Source organism: Kineococcus mangrovi, assembly GCF_041320705.1.
GTDB classification, from domain to species: domain Bacteria; phylum Actinomycetota; class Actinomycetes; order Actinomycetales; family Kineococcaceae; genus Kineococcus; species Kineococcus mangrovi.
In genome coordinates, this window is record NZ_JBGGTQ010000006.1 from 1 (window position 1) to 21,712 (window position 21,712).

20 protein-coding genes are annotated in these 21,712 nt (G+C 74.1%); 6 read left to right on the plus strand and 14 right to left on the minus strand.

The annotated features are described in order from the left end of the window. Positions 1 to 434: 434 nt before the first annotated feature. Positions 435 to 3,140, plus strand: a complete 2,706-nt coding sequence (locus AB2L28_RS13295) for an MGH1-like glycoside hydrolase domain-containing protein (RefSeq protein WP_370719459.1) — start codon at positions 435 to 437, stop codon at positions 3,138 to 3,140. A 130-nt stretch (positions 3,141 to 3,270) separates the two neighbouring features. After that, on the plus strand, positions 3,271 to 4,851 hold the full coding sequence (locus tag AB2L28_RS13300) for a GGDEF domain-containing protein (RefSeq protein WP_370719460.1): 1,581 nt from the start codon (positions 3,271 to 3,273) through the stop codon (positions 4,849 to 4,851). Between the two features lie 4 nt (positions 4,852 to 4,855). Here AB2L28_RS13300 and AB2L28_RS13305 read toward each other — a convergent pair whose 3' ends face one another. The 4 genes from AB2L28_RS13305 to AB2L28_RS13320 form a co-directional block, all read right to left on the minus strand. After that, entirely contained in the window at positions 4,856 to 6,835 is a 1,980-nt protein-coding gene (locus AB2L28_RS13305) for a M13 family metallopeptidase (RefSeq protein ID WP_370719461.1), read from the minus strand. Between the two features lie 161 nt (positions 6,836 to 6,996). Beyond that, positions 6,997 to 8,271 (minus strand): multidrug effflux MFS transporter, encoded by a 1,275-nt coding sequence (locus AB2L28_RS13310; protein WP_370719462.1) that lies wholly within the window; start codon positions 8,269 to 8,271, stop codon positions 6,997 to 6,999. 291 nt (positions 8,272 to 8,562) lie between these two features. Beyond that, positions 8,563 to 8,805, minus strand: a complete 243-nt coding sequence (locus AB2L28_RS13315; protein ID WP_370719463.1) for a hypothetical protein — start codon at positions 8,803 to 8,805, stop codon at positions 8,563 to 8,565. Positions 8,806 to 8,874: 69 nt separating this feature from the next. Continuing rightward, positions 8,875 to 10,134 carry an MFS transporter gene (locus AB2L28_RS13320; protein ID WP_370719464.1) on the minus strand — a complete coding sequence of 420 codons (1,260 nt, stop codon included), beginning with the start codon at positions 10,132 to 10,134 and terminating at the stop codon, positions 8,875 to 8,877. 88 nt (positions 10,135 to 10,222) lie between these two features. Here AB2L28_RS13320 and AB2L28_RS13325 point away from each other — a divergent pair, with 88 nt between their 5' ends. Further along, complete coding sequence (locus tag AB2L28_RS13325) at positions 10,223 to 10,831, plus strand: TetR-like C-terminal domain-containing protein (RefSeq protein ID WP_370719465.1); 609 nt, start codon at positions 10,223 to 10,225, stop codon at positions 10,829 to 10,831. 9 nt (positions 10,832 to 10,840) lie between these two features. Continuing rightward, on the plus strand, positions 10,841 to 11,419 hold the full coding sequence (locus tag AB2L28_RS13330; RefSeq protein ID WP_370719466.1) for a TerD family protein: 579 nt from the start codon (positions 10,841 to 10,843) through the stop codon (positions 11,417 to 11,419). 97 nt (positions 11,420 to 11,516) lie between these two features. On the opposite strand, the gene AB2L28_RS13335 is transcribed toward AB2L28_RS13330, so the two are convergent. The 4 genes from AB2L28_RS13335 to AB2L28_RS13350 form a co-directional block, all read right to left on the minus strand. Continuing rightward, positions 11,517 to 12,227 carry a DsbA family oxidoreductase gene (locus tag AB2L28_RS13335; protein WP_432526076.1) on the minus strand — a complete coding sequence of 237 codons (711 nt, stop codon included), beginning with the start codon at positions 12,225 to 12,227 and terminating at the stop codon, positions 11,517 to 11,519. Between the two features lie 71 nt (positions 12,228 to 12,298). Then, the gene (locus tag AB2L28_RS13340; RefSeq protein WP_370719468.1) at positions 12,299 to 12,517 is read right to left on the minus strand and encodes a hypothetical protein; all 219 of its coding nucleotides are present in this window, start codon (positions 12,515 to 12,517) and stop codon (positions 12,299 to 12,301) included. A gap of 78 nt (positions 12,518 to 12,595) precedes the next feature. Then, the gene (locus AB2L28_RS13345; protein ID WP_370719469.1) at positions 12,596 to 13,087 is read right to left on the minus strand and encodes a dihydrofolate reductase; all 492 of its coding nucleotides are present in this window, start codon (positions 13,085 to 13,087) and stop codon (positions 12,596 to 12,598) included. A 10-nt stretch (positions 13,088 to 13,097) separates the two neighbouring features. Further along, positions 13,098 to 13,916, minus strand: a complete 819-nt coding sequence (locus tag AB2L28_RS13350) for a thymidylate synthase (protein WP_370719470.1) — start codon at positions 13,914 to 13,916, stop codon at positions 13,098 to 13,100. Between the two features lie 131 nt (positions 13,917 to 14,047). Here AB2L28_RS13350 and AB2L28_RS13355 point away from each other — a divergent pair, with 131 nt between their 5' ends. Next, positions 14,048 to 15,226, plus strand: a complete 1,179-nt coding sequence (locus tag AB2L28_RS13355; protein WP_370719471.1) for an ATP-binding protein — start codon at positions 14,048 to 14,050, stop codon at positions 15,224 to 15,226. A 4-nt stretch (positions 15,227 to 15,230) separates the two neighbouring features. Here AB2L28_RS13355 and AB2L28_RS13360 read toward each other — a convergent pair whose 3' ends face one another. Next, positions 15,231 to 16,130: a hypothetical protein gene (locus AB2L28_RS13360; RefSeq protein ID WP_370719472.1), complete on the minus strand. Its 900-nt coding sequence runs from the start codon at positions 16,128 to 16,130 to the stop codon at positions 15,231 to 15,233. Positions 16,131 to 16,222: 92 nt separating this feature from the next. Between AB2L28_RS13360 and AB2L28_RS13365 the strand changes: the two genes are divergently transcribed. After that, the gene (locus AB2L28_RS13365; RefSeq protein ID WP_370719473.1) at positions 16,223 to 16,786 is read left to right on the plus strand and encodes a hypothetical protein; all 564 of its coding nucleotides are present in this window, start codon (positions 16,223 to 16,225) and stop codon (positions 16,784 to 16,786) included. On the opposite strand, the gene AB2L28_RS13370 is transcribed toward AB2L28_RS13365, so the two are convergent. Genes AB2L28_RS13370 through hutU form a run of 5 tightly spaced genes read right to left on the minus strand, consistent with a single transcriptional unit; the run spans position 16,783 to position 21,705 of the window. Next, the gene (locus AB2L28_RS13370; protein WP_370719474.1) at positions 16,783 to 16,938 is read right to left on the minus strand and encodes a hypothetical protein; all 156 of its coding nucleotides are present in this window, start codon (positions 16,936 to 16,938) and stop codon (positions 16,783 to 16,785) included. The genes AB2L28_RS13365 and AB2L28_RS13370 overlap by 4 nt on opposite strands. A 1-nt stretch (position 16,939) precedes the next feature. After that, complete coding sequence (locus tag AB2L28_RS13375; RefSeq protein WP_370719475.1) at positions 16,940 to 17,542, minus strand: phospholipid scramblase-related protein; 603 nt, start codon at positions 17,540 to 17,542, stop codon at positions 16,940 to 16,942. Between the two features lie 40 nt (positions 17,543 to 17,582). Beyond that, a complete protein-coding gene (hutI, locus tag AB2L28_RS13380) occupies positions 17,583 to 18,728 on the minus strand; it encodes an imidazolonepropionase (protein ID WP_370719476.1) in 1,146 nt (381 codons plus the stop codon). Further along, a complete protein-coding gene (locus tag AB2L28_RS13385) occupies positions 18,725 to 20,041 on the minus strand; it encodes a formimidoylglutamate deiminase (RefSeq protein ID WP_370719477.1) in 1,317 nt (438 codons plus the stop codon). The genes hutI and AB2L28_RS13385 overlap by 4 nt, the downstream gene beginning before the upstream one ends. Next, complete coding sequence (gene hutU, locus AB2L28_RS13390) at positions 20,038 to 21,705, minus strand: urocanate hydratase (protein WP_370719478.1); 1,668 nt, start codon at positions 21,703 to 21,705, stop codon at positions 20,038 to 20,040. The genes AB2L28_RS13385 and hutU overlap by 4 nt, the downstream gene beginning before the upstream one ends. Between the last annotated feature and the right edge of the window lie 7 nt (positions 21,706 to 21,712).

The following is a 21,712-nucleotide window of genomic DNA, read 5'->3' on the forward strand; positions in this document are numbered from 1 at the left end:
GTAGATCCCAAAGGAACCCCAACCACCAGACACTCAGGCCCGGCGGTCATTGGGGGTTAATGCATTGGCATCAACATATTTCTAGCGCACTGTTGAGTTCTCAAGAACCGGACGCACCCACCCCGACCACACCCCCGAAACGAGGGCCAGCGGAAGAGGGGCAACTTTCCCACCTTAACCAGCAACCAGGCCAAACCTCAACCCAGCCCCAGCACAGGCAGCTCCCAGCGCCACCAGGCAGTGAACGAACCCCTCAGGCTGTGACCCTCAGCGTCCGCCCCGTTGCTCGCGGCGACATGAAGAACAGTAGACGGCAGGGCGCCAAACAGGCAAATCGCCTCCGTCCGATCGAGGTGACCTGCTGTGCTGCAACGACTCGCGCCCGACCTGAGCGTCACCACGCGGGCCCGGGCCGCTCTTGGGAGACTTGAGCGGTGACCGACGGCACCGACCCCCCCGAGCTGGGTCCTCAGCACCGCAGCGCCGAGCACGCCCGGATGGCGGAGTCCCCCGGCGCGGACGGGCCCTGGCGGCTGTGGGGTCCCTACGTCTCCGGCCGGCAGTGGGGCACGGTCCGGGAGGACTACACCCCCGGCGGGGACGCCTGGTCCGCCTTCCCCTTCGACCAGGCTCGGGCCCGGGCGTACCGCTGGGGCGAGGACGGCCTCGGGGCGGTCTGCGACCGGTTCGGCTTCCTCAACCTCGGCGTCGCCCTGTGGAACCGCAGGGACCCCGTCCTGAAGGAGCGCCTCTTCGGCCTGACCAACGGGGAGGGCAACCACGGCGAGGACGCCAAGGAGTACTGGTGGGCGCTGGACGGGACGCCCAGCCACTCCTGGATGAAGTGGCTCTACCGCTACCCGCAGGCGGAGTTCCCCTACGAGCAGCTGCGCACCGAGAACGCCCGGCGCGGGCGCGAGGAGCGCGAGTACGAGCTCGGGGACACGGGTGTCCTGGACCAGAACCGCTTCTTCGACGTCGAGGTCACCTACGCCAAGGCCGGGCCCGACGACCTGTGCATGGTCGTCACGGCCACCAACCACGGGCCCGACCCCGCGCCCCTGGACCTCGTCCCCCAGGTCTGGTTCCGCAACACGTGGACCTGGGGGTGGGACCGCCGCCGCGGCAGCATGACCCAGGTGCTGCCGCCGACGCTGGCCGTCGGCGGGCTGGAGTCCGTCGAGTGCGAGCACGGCCACCTCGGCCGCTACCACGTCAGCGCCGAGGGGTCCCCCGAGGTGCTGTTCTGCGAGAACGAGTCGAACCTCGTGGAGCTGTTCGGGGCCGCGTCCAACCCGACCGCGTTCACCAAGGACGGTGTCGACCGGCGCATCGTGCACGGTGACACGACCGCCGTGAACCCGCGGCGGGAAGGTACCAAAGCGGCGTTCTGGTACTCCTTCGACGCCGTCGCGCCCGGGGAGACCGTCGAGGCGCGGCTGCGGTTGTCCCCCCGGGCCCCGAGCCGGGACACCTTCGGCCCCGGCTACGACGCCGTGCTCCGCGACCGGGCCCAGGAGGCCGACGAGTTCTACGACCAGGTGATCCACCGCGGCCTCGGCGATTCCGACCGGCACATCGCCCGCCGCGCGTACGCGGGGCTGCTGTGGACCAAGCAGCTGTACCGCTACGACGTCCGGCAGTGGCTCGGCGGGGACCCCGAGACCGAACCGGCGCCGGACTCCCGCAAGGCGCGGGGAGCGCGCAACGTCGACTGGGGCCACCTGTCGCTGGCGGACGTCATCTCCATGCCGGACGAGTGGGAGTACCCCTGGTTCGCGGCCTGGGACCTCGCCTTCCACGCCATCCCGCTGGCGCACGTCGACCCCGAGTTCGCCAAGGAGCAGCTCGTCCTCATGTGCCGCGAGTGGTCGATGCACCCCAACGGCCAGCTGCCCGCCTACGAGTGGGCCTTCGGCGACGTCAACCCCCCCGTCCACGCCTGGGCCGCCTGGCACGTCTACCGGCTCGACGGCTACCGGGACCAGGGCTTCCTCGTCCGCGTCTTCACGAAGCTGCTGCTGAACTTCTCCTGGTGGGTCAACCGCAAGGACTCCAGCGGGTCCAACCTCTTCGAGGGCGGCTTCCTGGGGATGGACAACATCGGCCTGTTCGACCGCTCCGCCGACCTGCCCCCCGGGTACCGGCTGGAGCAGTCCGACGCCACGAGCTGGATGGCGTTCTACTGCCAGCAGATGTTCAAGATCGCGCTCGAGCTGTCACGGCACGACCCGGCGTGGGAGGACGCCGCGACGAAGTTCCTCGAGCACTTCCTGTCCATCGCCCAGGCCATGAACTCCTTCGGCTCGCACGACGCGTCCCTGTGGGACGAGGAGGACGGCTTCTACTACGACGTCCTGCTGCGTCCGGACGGGTCCTCGGAACCGATGCGCGTGCCGTCGATGGTCGGGTTGCTGCCGATCCTGGGGTCGACCGACGTCCCGTCGTGGATCGCGGAGGAGACCCCCGACCTCACGGCGCGGCTGCGCTGGCTGCAGAAGCGCCGCCCCGACCTCACGCTGCCGCTGCTGACGCGGTCGACCCCCGAGGGGCGCCGGATGCTCCTCTCGCTCGTGGACCGGCCCCGGCTCGTCCGCATCCTCGAACGCATGTTCGACCACGACCAGTTCCTGTCCGCCTTCGGCATCCGCTCGCTGTCGGCCGCGGTCAAGGAGGAGGTCTGGACGTCCGTGGAGGGGCAGAGCTCCTCGGTCGTCTACGAGCCGGGGGAGTCCCGGACCGGCATGTTCGGGGGCAACTCCAACTGGCGCGGTCCCATCTGGTTCCCCGTGAACGTGCTCCTGGCCGACAAGCTGCGGACGCTGGGGCGCTTCTTCGGCGACGACCTGACCATCGAGGTTCCCAAGGGCTCCGGACGCCGGATCGACCTCGTGCAGGCCGCCGACCTCATCGACGACAGCCTCGTGAACCTCTTCCGCCCCGTCGACGGTCGGCGGCCGGCCGACGGGGAGCGCCTGGAAGCCAGCGACGACCCGCTGTGGCGGGAGCACATCACGTTCAACGAGTACTTCGACGGGGACACCGGGGAAGGGCTCGGCGCCACCCACCAGACGGGGTGGACGGCGCTCGTGGCCCACCTCCTGCACCCCCGGCTGCCCCCCAGCCCGCCCGGACGGTGACACCCCCGGCCGGTGAGAGCCGGCCGGGGGTCGCCCGGACGGCCGATGCGCTCCCGTCGGACGGTGGTCGATGACAGGCTGGGAGGACCGGCCGCCGCGGCCGGCCTGACACCTGGGGGCGAGGACGTCGATGACGTCGATGGGACCGCTCGCGCTGCTCATCGCCCTCGCGGCGGCGATCACCGCGACGACGGGCGTGCTCACCTTCCGGCGTCGGCGCGAGACCCCCGCCGCCCTGCCGCTCACGGTGGCGCTGGCGTCGGTGACCGTGTGGGGGGTCTCCGTCGTCCTGCAGAACGCGGCGCTGCCGGCGTCCTGGCTCGACGCGACGGTCTTCCCGCAGTTCCTCGGCGTCAGCGGGGCCGTGCTGTCGTTCCGGCTGTTCGTCGACGCCGTCAGCGGGCGCGTCCTGCGACCCCGGCGCGTGCTGGCGTTCAGCGTCGAGCCGGCGCTCCTGCTGCTCGCCCTGGCGCTGGACCCGCAGCTGCACTGGTTCCACGCGACCGTCGACATCGGCGGGGACCCCGCGCGCCGCGTCGTCACGGCCGGGCCGCTGTTCTGGGCGCACACCGCGTACAGCTACCTCGTCGTCCTCACGGCCGCCTCGACGATCTGGCAGCTGCGGCGCAGCACCCGCGGGCTGCTCCGCCGCCAGGCCACGACGATGCTCGTCGCCATCGCCGCGCCCTTCGCCTGCAACCTCACCGTGATCGCGCCGAGGGTGGCCCTGCCCGTCGACATCACCCCGCTCGCGTTCACCGTCACCGGGGTGCTCTTCGCCTACGCGGTGCTGCAGCAGGACCTGCTGCGCCTGGTGCCGGTCGCGCGCTCGCTCGTCGTCGAGACCGTGACCGACGCCGTCTTCGTCGTCGACGAGCGGGGGCGGCTCGTCGACCTCAACCCCGCCGGGCACGCCCAGCTGCGGCCGGACGCCGGCCCGCGGGACACCGTCGTCGGCCGCCCCTTCGCCGACCTCGTGGACGCGGCGGTCGCCGGGGCCGTCGACGCCGGAGACGGTGAGACGGTCGTCCAGCCGGCGCGCGGGGGCTTCCTCGACGTCCGCACCCGCTGGATCCGCGACGACCGGGGCGACCCGCTGGGGCGCGTCGTGGTCGCGCGGGACGTGACCGAACGGTACGAGGCGGCGCAGGCCCTGGAGCGGGCCAACGACCGGTTGCGCGCCCAGGTCGCGACCATCGAGCGGCTGCGGGCGGACCTGGTCGAGGAGGCGTCCCGCGACCCGCTGACGGGCCTGCGCAACCGGCGGCGCTTCGTCGACGACCTGGCCGCACGGCTCACGACGGCGGCGGAGGTGGGCCGCCCGCTCTCGCTCGTGCTGCTCGACGTCGACCACTTCAAGGCGATCAACGACACGCACGGGCACGCCGTCGGCGACGACGTGCTCGTCGAGGTCGCCCGGGTGCTCGGCGCGCACGCCCGGCCCGAGGACGTCGTGCGCTACGGCGGGGAGGAGTTCGTCGTCCTGCTGCCCCACCTGGACACCGACGCGGCCCGGGCCCGGGCCGAGGAGCTGCGGACCGCCTGCGCGGGGGTCCGGGTCGGGGTCGAGTCCCTGCGCATCACCATCAGCGCCGGGGTAGCGACCGCGCCCGCGCACGGGACGACCCCGGACGAGCTCCTGCTCGCGGCCGACCGCGCCCTGTACGGGGCCAAGGGCGGCGGCCGCGACCGGGTGGTGCTCGCCGACTAGCGGGTCACCAGATCCGGACCCGCTCGGCCGGGTCGAGCCAGAGGCCGTCACCGGGCTGCGTGCCGAACGCGTCGTGGAACTCCACGAGGTTGCGCACGACCGCGTTGCACCGGAACTCCGGCGGGGAGTGCGGGTCGACGGCCAGACGGCGCTCCACCTCGGCGGGGCGCACCTTGCCGCACCAGACCTTGGCCCACCCGAAGAACAGCCGCTGGCTGCCCGTCAGGCCCTCGACGACGGGCGCCTCCTGGCCGCCCAGGGCGATCTCGTAGGCCTTGTGCGCGATCGTCAGCCCACCGAGGTCGCCGATGTTCTCCCCGACGGTCAGCGAGCCGTTGACCTTCTTGCCCGGCGTCTCCGGCGGTTCGAGGGCGTCGTACTGGTCGACGAGCGCCTGGGTGCGCTGGCCGAACTCGGCGCGGTCGTCGTCGGTCCACCAGTCGTTGAGGTTGCCCAGGCCGTCGTACTTCGAGCCCTGGTCGTCGAAGCCGTGGCCGATCTCGTGGCCGATGACCGCCCCGATGCCGCCGTAGTTCTCCGCGTCGTCGGCGTCGAGGGAGAAGAACGGCGGGCGCAGGATCGCCGCGGGGAAGACGATCTCGTTCATGCCCGGGTTGTAGTAGGCGTTGACCGTCTGCGGCGTCATGAACCACTCGCTGCGGTCGACCGGGCCCCCGAGCTTGGCGAGCTCGCGGTCCACCTCGAAGGCGAAGGCGCGGCGGACGTTGCCGAGCAGGTCCGCCCGGTCGATCGTCAGCGCGGAGTAGTCCCGCCAGCGGTCGGGGTGACCGATCTTGGGGGTGAACCGGCCGAGCTTGTCCAGCGCGCGGTCCTTGGTCTCGCGCGTCATCCAGTCCAGGGCCTCGATGTCCTGGCGGTACGCCTCGACGAGGTTCGCGACCAGCTGCTCCATGCGCGCCTTGGCGGCCGGCGGGAAGTGCTCGGCGACGTAGAGCTCGCCGAGGGCCTCCCCGAGGCTGCCCTCGACCAGGCCGACGCCGCGCTTCCAGCGCTCCCGCAGCTGCGGTGCGCCCGTCAGCGTCGTGCCGTAGAAGGCGAAGTTCTCCTCGACGAAGGCCTGGGGCAGGAACGCGGCGGCCTGGTGCAGGACGCGCCAGCCCAGCCAGTCCCGCCACGTCTCGACGGGCGTCGCGAGCAGCACCCCGGCCATCGCCGTGAGGTAGCTCGGCTGGCGGACGACGACCCGGGCGAAGGCCGAGGCGGGCAGCTCGGCGGCCTCCAGCCAGGCGGCGAGGTCGAGGCCGGGCAGCAGCTCGTCGAGGCCGGCGCGGTCCACCTTGTTGTAGGTGGCGTTGGCGTCGCGGTTGCGCACGCGGTCCCAGTGGTGGGCCGCGAGCGCCGTCTCCAGGTCGAGGACCCGCTGCGCCGCCCCGGCCGGGTCGGGGCGGTCCCCGAGGGTGAGGATGCGCTCGACGTGACCGCGGTAGGCCTCGCGGACCTGCGCGTACTGCTCCTCGCGGTAGTACGACTCGTCGGGCAGGCCGAGACCGGACTGGGTGAGGTAGACGACGTACTCGTCGGACTTGGCGTTGTCGGTGTCGACCCAGTAGGCGAAGGGCCCGCCGACGCCGGAGCGCTCGAAGGCGCCGAGCCGGCGGAGGAGGCCGTCGTGGTCGGTGATCGCGTCGACGGCGGCGAGCTCGGGGCCCAGCGGGGTGGCGCCGAGCGCCTCGACGCGGTCGGTGTCCATGAAGCTGGCGAAGAGGTCGCCGATCTTCTGCCGGACGGTGCCGGGCACCGCCTCACCGGTGGCCGCGGCCTGCGCGGCGGCCTCGACGATGGTGCGGCACTCGGCCTCGGACTGGTCGCGCAGCCGGATGAAGGCTCCGTCGACGGCTCGGTCGTCGGGGATCTCCGTCGTCGCGAGCCAGCGGCCGTTGACGTGCCGGAAGAGGTCGTCCTGGGGGCGGACCGACGGGTCGACGTCGCTGCCCGCGGGCTGGGCGTCCGTGATCGAGCTCATGGACTCACCCTAGGGCGTGGCTGTCGGACCCGCCTCGGATGGATCAGCGCCCTGCCACGGGCACGGCGAGGCCGAGGAGGGGCCGGTCCCGCTGGTGGACCGGCCCCGGCGAGAACGCCGCCAGGGTGCCGGCAGGGGACTGGTCCACCGGCGTGAGGCCGTCAGCCAAGCCCTCCGGGCCGGATCCTGCGCCGCACCGAGAGCAGGAGGGCCACGTTGATCGCGACGGCGCCCAGGACGACGAACGCCATGGCGTGGGCGTCGCCGCCGAGCAGGCCGACGAGGACGCCGACGAGCCCGCCGACACCGGACTGCAGGGCCGTCACGAGGGCGGCGGCGGCACCGGCGCTGTCGCCGTACGGTTCGAGGGCGAGCGTGACGGCGTTGGGCATGATCAGCCCGAGGCTCAGCAGGAGCAGGTAGAGCGGGGCGGCGAACAGGACGAGGCGGTCGGTCCCGGACAGCAGCGACACCGTCAGGGTCGCCCCGAAGACCGCGGCGCTCGTCACGCCGACGCGCAGCAGCCGGGGGGAGCCGAGCCGCTCGACGAGGGCGGCGTTGAGCTGCGTCCCCCCGATGAGGGCCGTCCCGTTGAGGGCGAAGAAGACCGCGAAGCCGGTGCCGGTGAGGCCGAACCCGTCCTGCAGGACGAAGACCGACGTCGAGACGTAGGACATGATCGTCGCGAGCGCGAGGCCGGGCATGGCGGCGAACGCCAGGAAGCGCCGGTCCCGGACGAGCTCGCGGTACCCGGCGAAGGTGCGCAGCACGCGGCGGGTGCGCTCGGGGACGACGGGCGCGGCCTCGACCTCGGCGCGGGCCCGGGCGGCGGAGTCGCACAGCTCCCGCCGCGTCTCCGGCAGCGCGCGCCACACCGCGATCAGGACGCCGGCCCCGGCGAGGACGAGCAGGCCCAGCACCGGCCGCCAGCCCGTGCGGTTCGCGATGAACCCGCCGACGGTGGGGGCGAACAGCGGGGCGACGCCGATGACGAGGACGAGGCGGGACTGCAGGCGGGCGGCCGCGGGGCCGGTGAAGAGGTCGCGGATGACGGCCATGCCGATGACGGCACCGGCCGAGGCACCGACCCCGGAGAGCACGCGGAAGGCGACGAGCGTGGGCAGGTTCGGGGCGAGCGCGCACAGGGTGCTGGCGACGACGTAGACGCCGAAGCCGACCATCGCGGGGCGGCGGCGGCCGAAGGCGTCCGAGAGGGGGCCGACGACGAGCTGGCCGAGCGCCGAGCCCACGAGCACCCCGGTGATCGTCAGCTGGGTGCGGGCGTGGGTCGTGCCGAGGTCCTCGGCGACCTCCGGCAGCGAGGGCAGGTAGAGGTCGATGGTCACGGCGCCGAGGGCGGCCATGGCGCCGAGCAGGACGACGAGGCCGACGGTCGAGGGGCGGCGGGTGGTGGGCGCGGTCTGGAGCGCGGACATGCGCGGGGGGATCCTCGGGGGCAGTCGCGGGGTGCCTCGCACAGCGCCGGGCGGGGCTCGACGCGGCAGGACGCCGCCGTCGGCTCCACCCTAGGACGGCGGGGACGGCGGCGTCCTGTCAGATCCCGGACCCGGTACCGGTCCCGTCGCGGGGGCGGCGGGCCGGCCGGGCCCCGGCAGCGGTCCGAGGGGGACGAGGGGGAGCAGGACGGGGCGCCGCGGGAGAACCGGCGGAGGCGTTCGGGACCGCGGTCCACCAGCGCACCCCGGGGGGAGTCCCCACGGCCGGGGTCAGGCCGCCAGGGAGGTGGACTCCTCGAAGGCGTACTCGTCGAGGACGGGGGTCCCGAGCGCGAGAGCGGTGCGCACGGCCGCCGCCCCCGAGCCCGCGTCGTTGGCGACGAGGACGTCCGTCCGGTCGGTGACCGCGTCGTCGACGTGCAGACCGGCGCGGCGCGCGCGGGCCTCCAGGTCGGCACGGGGCAGGAGGAAGTGGCCGCTGAAGGCGACGCGCTGACCGGGGCGGAGGGTCACGCCGTGGTGATCGGCAGGGACCGCCGCGGCCTTGACCGGCACCTGCCGCGAGGGGGGTCGCCCCGCACGTCAGGCCTGTTCCTGCAGCGGGCAGGCCTCCGGCGAGCGGCGGCGCTGGCTCGGCAGGGCGGTGGAGTGGCGCGGGGTGCGGCGGCGGGAGCGGGCGCTCGCGAGGAGACCGGCCAGCCCGGCGAGGACGACGAGCGCGGCGTAGCCGTCGACGACGGGCCGCAGCCCGAGGTGCGGGGCCAGGAGGCCGGCGACGACGGCGGGCAGGCCGAAGGCCAGGTAGCTGACGACGTAGACCGCGGCGAGGACGCCCGCGCGCTCGTGGGCCGGGGCGGTGCCCAGGACGCCGCGCAGGGCGCCCTGGAACCCGGCGCCGAAGCCCACCCCGGACAGCATCGCCCCCGCGAAGAAGACGGGCACGGACAGCAGGCTCAGCCCGAGGGTCAGGACGAGCGGGCCGACGACGAGGCCGGCCATCCCGAGCGCGACGACCCGGCGGGGGTCCTGGTGGCGGGTGAGCAGGCCCGTGAGCGCGCCGACGCCCGCGACGGAGGCGACGACGAGTCCACCGGCGACGTGGTTGCGCAGGCCGAGGACGCCGGCCACGACGGACGGACCGAGCCCCAGGCACAGGCCGCCGAGTCCCCAGCTGCCGAGGAAGCCGGGCAGGTGGGCGGTGAAGGGGCGGCGCGAGGACGCGGGCAGCTGCACGACGGGTCGCAGCGACCGCAGGGCGCCGGGGGCGCGGCCGACGAGGTCGGGGGTGAGGGCGACGGCGACGGTCGCGACGGCCAGCAGCCCGGCGAGGACCACGTAGGTGAGCCGGGTGGGGGCCGGTCCGAACTGCACGAGCAGCCCGGCCCCCAGGCCACCGACCATCAGCCCGACCGGCGGGGCGGCGCCGTTGACGAGCTGGGCGAGCGGGGTCCGTCGCGGACCGGCGAGGTCGAGGAGCCAGGCGCCCAGGGCGCCGATGGCCGTCCCGGTCGAGAAGCCCTGCAGCGCACGGCCGGCGACGAGCGTGCCGACGTCGCCGGCCCGGGCGAGGACGAGCATCGAGGCGATGACGCCGGCGAGGGCGGCGAGGACCACGGGCCGGCGGCCGAGGTGGTCCGACAGCGAGCCCACGGTGAGCAGCGCGACGAGCAGGACCGCGGCGTAGACGGCGAAGACGACGGTGACCGCGGCCGGGCCGACGCCCCAGAGCTCCTCGTAGACGGGCAGGACCGGCGACGGCGCCGAGCTGGCGGCCACGAGCAGGCCGAGGGTGAGGGTGACCAGGGCGAACCCCGTGCGGGGACCGGTCGCGGGGCGGGACACGAGAGCTCCTGGGACGTCGGGGTGGTGTTCTGGGGAAACTACTCGCGGGAGTGACCTAAAGCAACTCGATTTGCGTTAAGTTGGGGTCATGACGCCGGCGATGACGCGCCCCGGCGGGCGCAGCGCGAAGGTGGCGGTCGCCGTCCACGCCGCCGTCGTGGAACTGCTCGCCGAGGGCGCCCCGCTCACCGTCCCGCAGGTCGCCGCCCGGGCCGGGGTCAACGCGACGAGCGTCTACCGCCGCTGGGGCGACGTCGCCGGCCTGCTCGCCGACACCGCCCTCGTCCGGTTCGGCACGAGCTCGCCCGTGCCGGGCACGGGGTCGCTGCGCGGGGACCTGCTGGCCTGGGGTGCCGCGCTCGTGGAGGAGGCCGGGCGCCCCGAGGAGCTCGCCCTGCTGCGCGCCGCCGTCGCCGCCGGGCCCGCCGATCCCGGTGCACCCGAAGGCTTCGAGTCCGCCTGCTCGGCCTGCCTCACCGGCCGCAGCACGCAGGCCGAGACCATCCTGGCGGCCGCGCAGGCGCGCGGGGAGGAGACGCCGACACCGACCCGCGTCCTGGACCACCTCGTCGCCCCGGTGTACCTGCGCGCCCTGTTCGGGCTGCCGGCGCCGTCCGTCGAGGTGCTCGTCGAACTCCTCGTCGAACGGCTCGCAGCCCCGGCCACCGCCCGGGCGACGCCCGGCGCGCGCAGGTAGGTTCACCGCATGGGTGTGACTCTCGCCAAGGGTGGAAACGTCTCGCTGGACAAGGTGGCCCCGAACCTCGACGAGGCCACCGTCGGCCTCGGGTGGGACGTGCGCACGACGACGGGCCTGGACTTCGACCTCGACGCCAGCGCCCTCGTGCTCGGGACGAACGGCAAGGTCCTGTCCGACGGGCACTTCGTCTTCTACAACCAGCTGAGCAGCCCCGACGGGACCGTCCGGCACACCGGTGACAACCGCACCGGCGAGGGCGAGGGCGACGACGAGAGCATCGAGGTCGACCTGCGCAGCGTCCCCGCGAACGTCGACAAGATCGTCTTCGCGGTGTCCATCCACGACGCCGAGGCGCGCCGGCAGAGCTTCGGGCAGGTCGTCAACGCCTTCATCCGGCTCGTCAACCGCGCCGACGGCAGCGAGGTCGTCCGGTACGACCTGTCCGAGGACGCCTCGACCGAGACGGCGATGGTGTTCGGCGAGGTGTACCGCCACGGCGGGGAGTGGAAGTTCCGCGCCGTCGGGCAGGGGTACGCGTCGGGGTTGCTCGGGATCGCGCAGGACTTCGGGGTCGACGTCTCCTGAGGCGCGCAGGCCGGGTGGCCTCGTTGCCTCCGCGGGGACGATGATCGTCCCCGCGGAGGCAACGAGGCGACCCGCGGAGCGGGCGGTCCCGCGGGGTTCAGATCGCGCAGCCGTCCGGGCCGCACGCGTCGGCCGAGGAGTCCCCGACGAGGGTGAGCGGGTGGCTCTCGGCCCACGCCCGGCGCAGCACCTGGGCGAACTGCTCGGTGGGCTGAGCGCCGGAGATCCCGTACGTGCGGTCGACGACGAAGAACGGCACGCCGCGGGCGCCGAGCGCGCGGGCCTCGGCGACGTCGGCGCGGACCGCGGACAGGTAGCGGTCCTCGGCCAGGACGGCGCGGGCCTCGTCGGCGTCGAGCCCGGCCTCGGCCACGAGCCGGACGAGGGTCTCGTCGTCCCCGACGGGCTCGCCCTCGGTGAAGTGGGCGCGCAGCAGGCGTTCCTTCACCGCACCCTGGACGCCGCGGTCGGCCGCGAGGTGCAGCAACTGGTGGGCCTTCACGGTGTTCGCCGGGACGGAGACGTCCTGGTGGAACTCCAGACCCTCGGCCGCGGCGGTCTCGTCGACGTGCGCGACCATCGGCGCGACCTCCTCGACGGGCCGGCCGAACTTGGCCGACAACCGGCGCAGGTGGGCGTCGCCGGGACCGTCCGCCCGCTCGTGCACCGTCTCCGTCGTGGGGTCGAGCTCGAAGGACCGCCACACGACCTCGACGTCGTCGGCGTGCTCGAAGTCGCGCAGCGCGCTCTCGAACCGGCGCTTGCCGATGTAGCACCACGGGCAGACGACGTCGGACCAGATCTCCACCTTCACGACGGGCGCAACCGCACCCGGTGCGCGGCTGTTCCGCGCGTCCGGGTGATGCCTCCCGACGCGGCTCAGCGGCCGGAGCGGCGGTGCGTCCCGCGCAGGTCCACCGACCGGGCGGGCCGGTCACCGGAGCCCACGAGACCGGGCACGCCGAGGTCGGTGCGGGACCGTCGCGGCGGGGCCGGCGGACCGAGCACGCGGTCCCCGGGGCGGGAGGCCGAGCAGACGTGCCCGACGACAGCGGCGACGGCCACGATCACCGCGAGGGAGAGGAAGAGCGTCACCACGACTGCCTCCTTCGGCCGGGAGCCCGCGAGGGCCTCGATGCCTCACGGTGGCACGCGGGACCCCGTCGCGCCAGGGTCTCACCCCGTCGGGGGGTGCTCCCGCCGCCACGTCACGACGCGGAACCGGGGGCCCGCGGAGGACGTGCGCCACTCCCCCGTCCCCACGGGGCGCCAAGGCTCCCCCACCGCCGGTGCGCGGGTGTCGCCATCGACGTGGACGTCGACCTCGGTGACGACGAGCACGTCGGCACGCGCGAGCGCCGCCGCGTAGACGGCCTGCCCGCCCACGACCCAGACGTCCGTGCCGAGGCCCAGCGCGACGTCGAGGTCGGGGACGACCTCGGCTCCGGGGGCGTCGTAGCCCGGGGTGCGGGACAGGACGACGTTGCGCCGGCCCGGCAGCGGGCGGAAGCGGGCCGGCAGGGACTCCCACGTCGCGCGCCCCATGACGACCGTGGCGCCCGAGGTGAGCGCGGAGAAGTGCGCCGTGTCCTCCGGGACGCGCCAGGGGATGCGGCCGTCGGCGCCGATGACGCCGTCCGCGGACTGCGCCCAGACGAGACCGATCATCAGGCGGCCATCACACGGCCACCGGGGCCTTGATCGTCGGGTGGTGCTGGTAGCCGACGACCTCGAGGTCGTCGTAGGTGACGTCGAGGAGGGGCTTGCGCGCGACCTGGAGCGTCGGGAACGGGTACGGGGTGCGGGTCAGCTGCTCGCGCACCTGGTCGACGTGGTTGTCGTAGACGTGGACGTCACCGCCCGTCCAGACGAAGTCGCCCGGTTCCAGGCCCACCTCGTTCGCGACGAGGACCGTCAGCAGGGCGTAGCTGGCGACGTTGAAGGGCACGCCGAGGAACAGGTCGGCCGAACGCTGGTAGAGCTGGCAGGACAGCTTCCCGTCGGCGACGTGGAACTGGAAGAAGGCGTGGCAGGGGGCCAGGGCCATCTTGTCGAGCTCGGCGACGTTCCACGCCGAGACGACCATGCGACGGGAGTCCGGGTTCGTCCGCAGCGTGTGCAGGACCTCGGTGATCTGGTCCACGTGCCGGCCGTCGGGGGTGGGCCACGAGCGCCACTGCACGCCGTAGACCGGGCCGAGGTCGCCGTCCTCGTCGGCCCATTCGTCCCAGATGGTGACGCCGCGCTCCTGCAGCCAGCGCACGTTGCCGTCCCCGCGCAGGAACCACAGCAGCTCCAGGGCGATGGACCTGAAGTGGACCCGCTTGGTGGTGATCAGCGGGAAGCCCCGGGACAGGTCGAAACGCATCTGGTGGCCGAAGACGCTGCGCGTGCCCGTGCCCGTGCGGTCGGACTTCGGGGTCCCGTTCGCCAGGACGTGGCGCAGGAGGTCCTCGTACTGGGTGTCCACGGCGGGGGCGGGGAGCGGCTCGGGCACGGGGAGAGCGTAGGTCAAGCGGGGGTGGCCCACGACGAGTGGCCGGCGTCGGACCTACCGAAATATGACGCAGTATGATGACGTATGACGCGGTATTGCGGATCGTCATACGTTTGTAGACACTGGTAGACGTGGATGAGGTCCGTAACCCCTACTCCCCCGGCGCCGGCCGACCGCCCGTGGCGCTCGTCGGACGGGACCGCCAGCGTCGCGCCTGGCAGGTGGCCCTCCAACGCATCGAAGGGGGCCGAGGTGCGCAGCCGGTCGTCCTCTACGGCCTGCCCGGCGTGGGCAAGACCGTGCTGCTGGGCGAGTTCGCCAAGGAGGCGCGCCGTCGGGGGTGGGTCGTCGCCACGGTCGAGGCGGGTGTCGGGAAGTCGCTGCGCGAACTGCTCGGCGAGGCGCTGCACGGTCCCCTGTCGGACCTGGCACGTCCGTCTGCTGGGGTGCGCCTGCTCAGGGCGCTGAAGACGGCGACCAGCTTCAAGGCGTCGTACGAATCCTCAGGCTCAGGCACCTGGTCGTTCGGCCTCGACCTGAGCGACGTCTCGGGCGGTGGAGCCGACACCGGGGTCCTCGAGACCGACCTCTCCAAACTGCTCCGGGACGTCGCGGCAGCAGCGGCCGAGGAAGGTGGCGGACTCGCCGTCCTCGTCGACGAAGCGCAGGACCTCGGCAGGGACGAGCTGACCGCGTTGTGCTCGTCCGTCCACGTCGCCGGGCAGGAAGGGTGGCACCTCACGACGGCGCTGGCCGGTCTGCCCAGCCTGCCGCGCGAGCTGGCCGAGGCGAAGTCGTACGCGGAGAGGCTCTTCGACTACTCGCGCATCGAGCACCTGGACCCCGTCCTCGCCGAGGAAGCACTCGCGGCCCCCGCTCGGGAAGAGTCGGTGGCCTGGGAGCCGCAAGCCTCGGCCCTCGTCCTCGGCGAGGCCGCGGGGTACCCCTACTTCATCCAGCAGTTCGGCCAGGACACGTGGAACCACGCGGCGGGTCCGTCGATCGGTCTCGACGACGCACGGGTCGGCGTCGTCGCCGGTCGGGCGACGCTCGACTCCGGGTTCTTCCGCGCCCGCTGGGACCGGGCCACGCGGGGTGAGCAGCAGTACCTGCGCGCCATGGCGGTCGACGGCGACGCCGGCAGTCCCTCGGGCGAGGTCGCCTCACGGCTGGGCAAGCGGAACAGCAGCCTCGGGCCGGTGCGGGCCAAGCTCATCGAGAAGGGGCTGGTCTACGCACCCGAGCACGGAGTGGTCGCCTTCACGGTGCCGGGCATGGCCGCGTTCATCGCCCGTCAGCCGGAACCGTGACCCCTCACGCGTCGAAGTCGCGGTCGTCCTCCGCCTCACCGCGCACGACGGCCGCGAGACGGGCGAGCCAGGCGGCGCCGGCCTCGTCGTGGACGGTGCGCCGCGGCTGCAGGACCGGGTAGGGGGTGGGCGGGACGCCGTCGGCGGGGCGGACGTCGACGTGGGCGACGTCGTGACCCTGGGCGTGCAGCCAGTCGGCCATCGCGTAGTCGGTGCGGGAGTCGCCGACGGTGCGCCAGGCGGTCGGCGGTTCCCCGTCCTGGGCGAGCATCCGCAGCGCCATCTCGGCGCCGCGGTCCTTGCCGAGCAGCACGGACTCGACGTCGGTGGAGATGATCGTCGGGTCGATCCGCCAGTCCACCCGGCCCTGGGCGTCCGGCATCGTCGCGCCCTTCCAGGTGACGCCGAGGTCGAGGTCGGCGAACACCTGCAACGCGGCCTTCTCGTACTCGGGCTGGCGGGCGAGGTAGGTGGCGGAGTCGACGTCGAGGCGCTGCTCCAGCGACACCATCGCGCGCTTGCCCCGGTCCACGAACAGGACGTCGGCGAAGTCGGTGCGCGCCAGCGCCTCCAGCCGGACGGCGGCCTCCCGCGGGAGCGCGACGGCCTCGTCGACCTCCACCGGGCCCATCCCGTCGGCGGTGACGCTGAACGTCACCGCCCCCTTCTCGCACACCGCGTGCAACCGGGCCGCGGCGGGCAGACCGGCGGCGAGGACGGGGCCGACGACCTGCTCGCGCAGGAACGTGTCGGACCGGCCGGTGTTGAAGACGACCGGGATCCCCGCGGCGAGGAGTTCCAGGAGGCTGTCGAGCAGGCCGGGGGCGCTGATCGAGCGGGTCACGGGGCTGGCGATCGGGCCGTCGACGTCGAGGAGCAGGCCGAAGGCGGGAGCGGTCGTCACGCCTCGATCCTCCCACCCGCGCCCGCTGGGCCGGACGGGTGAGGGGCCGGTGTTCGTGGCGTCCGGCCGGTGTCCACCGGCAGGCTCGACGGGTGCGCCCCGTGCTCGCCCCGCCGCTCGCCGCCGTCCTCCTGGCCCTCGCCGCCTGCGGGACCCAGACCCCCTCACCCTCCACGGGTGCGCCCACCGACGTCCCCACGACGGCGCCCGACGTCGACACCTGGACGCCGAGCCCGGAGCAGATCGCCCACGACGAGTGGCTGCAGGCAGGACCGCCGGCGACGTCGATGCCGACGCGCACCTGCACGCGGCACGAGCCGACCGAGGAGGAACTGGCGACGACGGACCCCGACGACCTCCTCGCGGTGTCCGGGCTCTCCTGGACCAGCTGCTTCGACCCGTCCACCTACTCCACGGCCTCCCCGTGCACCCCGCCCCCCGACCTGGCCGAGGGGCAGGGGTTCGCCTGCGTCGAGGGCCCCCGGCTCACCCAGCGCGTCGTCGACGACTGGAACGAGTTCGTGGACACCGAGGACCGGGCCGCCGCCCGCCGGCTGGGGATGGGCCTGGAGGAGTACCGCACGCGGTACCTCGACGACGCGGGCGGGCCCCCTGTCGGGTCCTCCGCCGGGTCCGGCGGGGAACCCGCGCCCTAGTCGAGGACGTCGAGGACCGCCTTGACGACCTTGAACGGGAGCTTCACGACCGTCCACACCAGGGAGAACAGGTCCACGACGTCGGCGGCACCCTCGGCGACCTCGACGGCCCCGTCCCGGCGCCGGTGGCGACGGCGCCCGCGTCGCGCCACGTCAGCCCGCCGACCGCTTCTGCTGGTCGCGCACCCCGTCGAGGGCGACGACCCCGGCGAGCAGCAGGGCGCGCAGGTCCGGGTCCAGGGCGGGGTCGGTGCTCAGCACGAACTCGTCGGCGTCGGCGACGGCGCGGCCGAACGTCCGGTGGCGGCGGTGCACCCCGCCGAGCACGTCGCCCGCCGTGCGCAGGCTCGTCGGCCGCGGGTCGGCGTGCAGGGTGACGGTCCACTCGCGGCTGCCCCACGCCCCGCCGGTCATCCGCGCCAGGACGCCGTCGGGGGTCGCGATCTCCAGGCGCGGCGCGCCCCAGGAGTTCTCCTGCCGGACGCGACCGAGAGGGCTGCCGTCGGGCCGCACGGCGTGGAACTCCAGGCGCTGCCCCCAGCGCGCGGGCCGCTCGACGAACAGCACCGGCGCACCGTCCGCGACCACGACGTAGCGCGAGGACGTCACGATCCCCAGGAACCCGAGCCGCTGCTCCTCCTCGACCACCGCGAGGGCGGTCCCGTCCGGGGCCAGCACGTCGTAGTGGTGGCGGGTCGAGAACACCCGGCCCTCCTCGTGCAGGACGAGCTCGGGGGCGTCGAAGACCGCGGTCACCGTCGCAGCATGGCGCAGCGGGGCCCCCTCCGGTGCCCGTTCAGTGCACGGAGTGCGTGAGCGGGACCCCCGGGCGGTAGGCCAGGTGCGTCACCGACGGGGCGTCGAGCACGTGCAGGTCGGCGCGGGCGCCGACGGTGAGGCGGCCGACGTCGGTGCGGCGCAACGCCTGCGCCCCGCCGGCGGTGGCGGCGTGGACGGCCTCGGCGACGGTCAGGCCCATCTGCAGGACGGCCGTCGCGACGCAGAACGCCATCGAGCTCGTGTAGCTGGACCCGGGGTTGCAGTTGCTGGCGATGGCCACGGTCGCCCCGGCGTCCAGGAGGCGGCGGGCGGGGGCGAGGGGCTGGCGGGTCGAGAGGTCGCAGGCGGGCAGCACCGTCGCGACGGTGCCGGACCCCGCGAGGGCGTCGACGTCGGCGTCGGACAGGTGGTTGCAGTGGTCCACGCTGGCGGCGCCCACCTCCACGGCCAGGCGGACCCCCGGCCCCGGGCCGAGCTGGTTGCCGTGCACGCGCAGCCCCAGCCCCGCCTCCCTCGCCGCCCGCAGCACGGTGCGGGACTGCTCCTCGTCGAACGCGCCCGCCTCGCAGAACACGTCGGCCCAGCGGACGTGGGCGCGCACGGCCTGCAACTGCGGTCCGACGAGCTCGGCGAGGTAGTCGGCGGGTTCCTCGCCGGGGGCGACGACGTGGGCACCCAGCCAGGTCACCTCGTCCGTGAACTCCGCGGCCAGGAGCGCGGCGCGCAGCTCCTCGGCGGGGGTCAGGCCGTACCCGGTCTTCGTCTCCAGCGTCGTCGTGCCCTGAGCGCGGGCCTCGGCGACGTGCCGGCGCAGACCGCGGCGCAGCTGCTCGTCGGTGGCGGCGCGGGTCGCCGCGACGGTCGTCGCGATGCCCCCGGCGGTGTAGGGCTGGCCGCCCACCCGGGCCTCGAACTCGCTCGTGCGATCACCCGCGAAGACGAGGTGGGAGTGCGAGTCCACCCAGCCGGGCAGCACCGCCCGCCCGCCGACGTCGATCCGGTCGTCGGCGTCCGGGGCCTCGCGCGCCGGGCCCGCCCACGCGACGAGGCCGTCGTCGACGACGAGCGCGGCGTCGCGGACCCGGCCCAGCGGGTCCTCGGGCGCGGCCCGCTCGGGGTCGTTCGTCGTGAGTTCGGCGATGCCGGTGTAGAGCGTGCTCACGCGAACCTCCGCAGGACGTCGGCGACGCGGTCCTCCCCCACCACCGCGTGCCCACCCCGGCGGACGCGGACCTCGCCCGCCACGACGACGTCGGTGACGTCCTGCGCGGTCGCGGTCATCACGAGCTGGGAGGGATCGGACCCGGCGGTGCGGACGGAACCGGTGCGCACGGCGACGAGGTCGGCGGGCTGCCCGACGGCGATCGTCCCGCCCTCCAGGCCCAGGCTGCGGTGGCCTCCCGTCGTCAGGGCCGCGACGAGGTCGGCCGGGTCGAACACCCCGCGCCGCAGGGACCCCAGCCGGGCGGCCGCCTCCAGCCCGCGGGTCTCGGCGAACGGGTCGACGACGGCGTGCTGGTCGGTGCCGAGCGCCAGGACGGCTCCCGCGTCGGCGAGGGCCCGGGCGCGGCCGACCCCGTCGCCGAGGTCGGCCTCCGTCGTCGGGCACGCCACGACCGAGGCCTGCCGCGCCCCGAGGAGGGCGACGTCGGCGTCGGTGACGTGGTTGGCGTGCACGACGGACAGGGCCGGGCTGAGGGCCCCGGCGCGGTCGAGCAGCTCGGTCGGGGTGCAGCCGTAGGCCCGGCGGCACGCCTCGTTCTCGGCGGGCTGCTCGGACAGGTGGACGTGGACCGGGGCGCCGAGGTCCCACGCCGTCTCCGCCACGACCGACAGGTCGGCCGGGGCGACGGCGCGCACCGAGTGGGCCGCCACCCCGACGCGGAAGAACCCGTCGGCCGGGAGCTGCCGGACCCGGCGCGCCCAGGCCCGCGCGTCGCCGTCGCAGAACCGGCGCTGCTCGGGCAGGACGGGGTCGCCGGGGGCGGACGTCAGGTAGAGCGCGTCGAGCAGGACGAGGCGGATGCCCGCCGCGCGGGCCGCGTCGCGCAGCGCGAGGGCCATCGCGTTCGGGTCCTCGTACGGGGTCCCGTCGGGTCGGTGGTGCAGGTAGTGGAACTCCCCGACCGCGGTCCAGCCCGCCAGCACCATCTCGGTGAACGCGGCCGTGGCGAGTTCCCGGTAGGAGTCCGGGTCCAGGCGGCCGGCCAGTTCGTACATCGCGGTGCGCCACGTCCAGAACGTGCCACCGTCCCCGTGCGTGCGGCCGCGCAGGGCGCGGTGGAAGGCGTGGGAGTGCGCGTTGGCGAACCCCGGGAACACCAGACCGGTGAGCACCTCCTCGCCCGGTTCCGCGCTCACCCCCGGGGTGAGCGCGGTGATCCGGCCCGCGGCCACCGCGATCCGCACGTCCCGCACGACGGCCCCGTCCAGCCAGGCGCTCTCGGCGTGGAAGCTCACCACGTGGGGGCTCACCGCTCCCACATCGGGACGCGCAGCCCGCGCTCGCGGGCCACCTCGGCCGCCCGGTCGTACCCGGCGTCGACGTGCCGCATGACGCCCGTGCCGGGGTCGTTGGTGAGGACCCGTTCGATCTTCTCCGCGGCCAGCGGGGTGCCGTCGGCGACGGTGACCTGACCGGCGTGGATCGAACGGCCGATGCCGACGCCACCACCGTGGTGCAGGGACACCCACGTCGCCCCGGAGGCGGTGTTGAGCAGCGCGTTGAGCAGCGGCCAGTCGGCGATCGCGTCCGACCCGTCGGCCATCGCCTCGGTCTCCCGGTACGGGGAGGCCACCGACCCGGAGTCGAGGTGGTCGCGGCCGATGACGATCGGGGCGGAGATCTCCCCGTTCGCGACGAGCTCGTTGAACTTCAGGCCCGCGAGGTGGCGTTCCTTGTACCCCAGCCAGCAGATGCGGGCGGGCAGGCCCTCGAAGTGGACCCTCTCCCCCGCCGCCGTGATCCAGCGGCGCAGCTTCTCGTCCTCGGGGAACAGGTCGAGGATCGCGCGGTCGGTGCGGGCGATGTCCGCGGGGTCGCCGGACAGCGCGGCCCAGCGGAACGGGCCGCGGCCCTCGGCGAACTGCGGGCGGATGTAGGCCGGGACGAACCCGGGGAACTCGAACGCGCGGTCGTACCCGCCGAGACGGGCCTCCTCGCGGAGGGAGTTGCCGTAGTCGAACACCTCGGCGCCGCGGTCCTGGAACCCCACCATGGCCTCCACCTGCTTGGCCATCGCCGCGCGGGACCGCCGGGTGAACTCCTCCGGGTCCTTCGCCGCGAGCTCGTGCCACTCCTGCACGGTGACGTCCTCGGGCAGGTAGCTCAGCGGGTCGTGCGCCGACGTCTGGTCGGTGACGACGTCGATGGGGGCGCCGCGGTCGAGCAGTTCGGTGAACACCGTGGCGGCGTTCCCGACGACACCGACGGACAGCGGCCGGCGGGCGTCGCGGGCCGCGACCACGCGGGTCAGACCGTCGTCGAGGTCGTCGGCGAGCTCGTCGAGGTAGCCGTGGTCGACGCGGCGCTGCAACCGGGCGCGGTCGACGTCGACGACGAGGACGGCGCCCTCGTTGAGGGTGACGGCGAGCGGTTGCGCACCGCCCATCCCGCCCGCACCGCCGGTGAGGGTGATGGTGCCGGCGAGGGTTCCGCCGAAGGACTTCTCGGCGACGGCGGCGAACGTCTCGTAGGTGCCCTGCAGGATCCCCTGGGTGCCGATGTAGATCCAGGACCCGGCGGTCATCTGCCCGTACATCGTCAGGCCGAGGGCCTCCAGGCGGCGGAACTCCGGCCAGGTGGCCCAGTCCCCGACGAGGTTGGAGTTCGCGATGAGGACGCGCGGGGCCCAGGCGTGGGTGCGGAACACCCCGACGGGTTTGCCGGACTGCACGAGCAGGGTCTCGTCGTCCCCGAGGGTCTCCAGGGTGCGGACGATCGCGTCGTACGCCTCCCACGAGCGGGCGGCCTTCCCCGTGCCGCCGTAGACGACGAGGTCGTCGGGGCGTTCGGCGACCTCGGGGTCGAGGTTGTTCATGAGCATCCGCAGCGGGGCCTCCGTCTGCCAGCTCTTCGTGTGGAGCTCGTTCCCGCGGTGGGCGCGGACGGGCCGGGGGCCGTGGGTGTTCGCGGGCACGTGGTTC

Coding starts and splice junctions, on each gene's coding strand:
- AB2L28_RS13310 (WP_370719462.1), bottom strand. CDS start 8,271: ATGTCCGCGCTCCAGACCGCGCCCACCACCCGCCGCCCCTCGACCGTC.
- AB2L28_RS13345 (WP_370719469.1), bottom strand. CDS start 13,087: ATGATCGGTCTCGTCTGGGCGCAGTCCGCGGACGGCGTCATCGGCGCC.
- AB2L28_RS13305 (WP_370719461.1), bottom strand. CDS start 6,835: ATGAGCTCGATCACGGACGCCCAGCCCGCGGGCAGCGACGTCGACCCG.
- AB2L28_RS13325 (WP_370719465.1), top strand. CDS start 10,223: ATGACGCCGGCGATGACGCGCCCCGGCGGGCGCAGCGCGAAGGTGGCG.
- AB2L28_RS13300 (WP_370719460.1), top strand. CDS start 3,271: ATGACGTCGATGGGACCGCTCGCGCTGCTCATCGCCCTCGCGGCGGCG.
- AB2L28_RS13330 (WP_370719466.1), top strand. CDS start 10,841: ATGGGTGTGACTCTCGCCAAGGGTGGAAACGTCTCGCTGGACAAGGTG.